The organism is Mesorhizobium sp. M5C.F.Ca.IN.020.29.1.1 (assembly GCF_003997375.1).
Classification (GTDB): domain Bacteria; phylum Pseudomonadota; class Alphaproteobacteria; order Rhizobiales; family Rhizobiaceae; genus Mesorhizobium; species Mesorhizobium wenxiniae.
In genome coordinates this window covers 1-2,509 of sequence record NZ_RZSW01000718.1, presented here as the reverse complement: position 1 = coordinate 2,509, position 2,509 = coordinate 1, and the positions used below count along the sequence as shown (strand labels likewise).

The 2,509-nt window shown below is 62.3% G+C and carries 2 protein-coding genes; one reads left to right on the top strand and one right to left on the bottom strand.

Translation table 11 applies throughout. From position 1 onward, the window contains the following. Positions 1–1,483 (top strand): gamma-glutamyltransferase (gene ggt, locus EOA85_RS32600; protein ID WP_127212460.1); only part of this gene is annotated, 1,483 nt, incomplete at its 5' end. A 183-nt stretch (positions 1,484–1,666) separates the two neighbouring features. Here the strand turns inward: ggt and EOA85_RS32595 are convergent. After that, positions 1,667–2,011, bottom strand: coding sequence for a hypothetical protein (locus EOA85_RS32595; RefSeq protein WP_065005814.1), 345 nt, complete (start codon positions 2,009–2,011; stop codon positions 1,667–1,669). Positions 2,012–2,509: the final 498 nt, after the last annotated feature.

Genomic DNA, 2,509 nt, shown 5'->3' with positions numbered 1-2,509 from the left:
CTTCATGACCATCCGCTTCAAGGACGGCCGCTCGACCTTCCTCGATTTCCGCGAGCGGGCGCCGCTCGCCTCGACGAAGACCATGTATCTCGACAAGGACGGCGAGCCGGTGAAGGGCGCCAGCCTTGACGGCTATCTCGCGGTCGGCGTGCCGGGCTCGGTGGCCGGTTTTGAAACGGCACGGGAAAAATACGGCACGCTGACGCGGCAGGACTTGATGGCGCCGGCCATCCGCTATGCCAAGGACGGCTTCGTGCTCGAGCAGGGCGATGTCGCCTCGCTCGAACGCGGCGCCGAACGGCTGGCCAAGAACGCGGCCGCGGCTGCCATCTTCCTGAAGCCGGACGGCAAGCCTTATGCCATCGGCGAGCGCCTTGTTCAGGCTGATCTCGCCGCCTCGCTCTCAGCGATTTCGGAGCAAGGTCGAGATGCCTTCTACAAAGGACCGATCGCCGACGGCATCGTTAGGGCCAGCGCGGAGAAGGGCGGCATTCTGGCCAAGGCGGATTTCGAGAACTACGCGGTCCGCGAGCTCGAGCCGGTGACCTGCAATTACCGCGGCTATGAGATCACCTCCTCGCCGCCACCGAGCTCGGGCGGCGCCATCATCTGCGAGATCCTCAACGTACTGGAATTCTATCCGCTGTCCTATCTTGGCGCGGGTTCCGCCGAAACCGTCAAAATCATGGTCGAGGCAATGCGCCATGCCTATGTCGACCGCAATTCGGCGCTCGGCGATCCCGACTTCGTCGACAATCCGGTCGAAAAGCTGCTGGACAAGGCCTATGCAAAAGAAATCCGTGAAAAGATCGATCCGTTCCGGGCCGGCGTGTCGCAGGAATTGATGCCGAAGGGTTTTGGCGAGAGCCAGGAGACGACGCATTATTCGATCGTCGACAATGACGGCAACGCCGTCGCGGTAACCTATACGCTGAACGGTTCGTTCGGCGCCGGCGTCGTCGCCGACGGCACCGGCATCCTGCTCAACAACGAGATGGACGATTTCACCCAGAAACCGGGCGTGCCCAATCTCTATGGCCTCGTACAGGGCGAGGCGAATGCGATCGAGCCGAGGAAGACGCCGCTGTCGTCGATGAGCCCGACCATCGTGGCCAAAGACGGCAAGCCGTTCATGGTCATCGGCAGCCCCGGCGGCTCGCGCATCATCACCATCACGCTGGAAGCGATCGTCAACGTTGTCGATCATGGCATGAACATCCAGGAGGCGATCGACGCGCCGCGCATCCACCACCAGTGGCTGCCAGACACGGTCTATATCGAACCGTTCGGCCTGTCGCCCGATACCGAAAAGCTGCTTGCCGGCATGGGCTACCACCTCGATGTCACCGAGGCGACCTGGGGCCAGGCGGCCGGCATCCTGGTCGGCGGCAAGAGCCTGGCCGAGATCGAGAAGGGCGGCGGCGCCCGCTACAACGGCGCTATCGACAGCCGCGCCGCATCCGGCGAGGCGATCGGATATTAAATTTCGTGCGCCCCGGGTCTGTTGAGATTCAGGTCAGGCCGAGCCGGAGTCGAAGACGGGCGCGAAGCGACCAGACTGCGTGGTTTCCGAGAACCGGAACGGAGCGTACTTTCGGTACGCGAGTACCGGAAGTGCAGGAGACCGCCATTCGCAGGCCGGCATCATCTAAATATCGGCAGACCATCAGATGACCAGCGTTATGGTGGACGCAATCAGCATCACCGCCGCGATGCCGACGAACAAGGCATAGATACGCGGCCGATCGAGCAGAAGCGCATTTCCGGATATCCACGCCGCAGTGGCGCCGCCAAGCGCGTACAGGAAGCCGTTGCGATGGCCCAAGGCCAGGGTTGCGGCCATCAAGCCGCCAATGACGAGGGCGCCGAACACGATGATCACGGCGACCGCGTATTTCTCGAAATCGTTGCTGGCCACACCCGGACCCATCACGTTCAACGTCGTCAGGTCGTCCGGGTCGAAGGGGTTGGCCGACCCATATTCGTCTTGACCGACAGGCTCGCGCATCATTCATTCTCCTTGAAGCGGCAACAAATCATCAAGCGTTGCCGAGCGCAACTGGATCGCGCCGCGTTCAATGCGATCGGCACCGTCTTCAACACTTTCTGGCCGCAGCTTGCTACCGGTTTTTTGGATTTATGTCGGATCGTTCTGTCATTCCAGGCGATCTGTCGGATTGGAATCGCAGCCGGGCGTTCCGACTTGAAAGTCCGCCGCTCTGGACGCGGCTTCGAACCGCTGCCCCTGACTATCGGGCCTTACGATCGCGCGCAGGCCTCGCCCTCGCAACGGCGTGCTCGACGTTGTCGGTGGCGAAGATTGGTCAGCGGCGGAGTTGGCCGGCGCCACTTTGGGGGGGCGTTGGGGTAGGTTGCCTGATGGGCGCCGGCCAGGCGGAAATCAGGTCCGCCGCAAGGAAATATAACAGGGTTGCGCGGTATTGGCAGTGGTGTGATCGCGGAGGGATGGTTCGCGCTTGCCGGTGCGGTGACCCATTATGGGCCAGTC

What these genes read in the sequence shown, in the direction of transcription:
- EOA85_RS32595 (WP_065005814.1), bottom strand. Translation starts at nt 2,011, where the DNA reads ATGATGCGCGAGCCTGTCGGTCAAGACGAATATGGGTCGGCCAACCCC.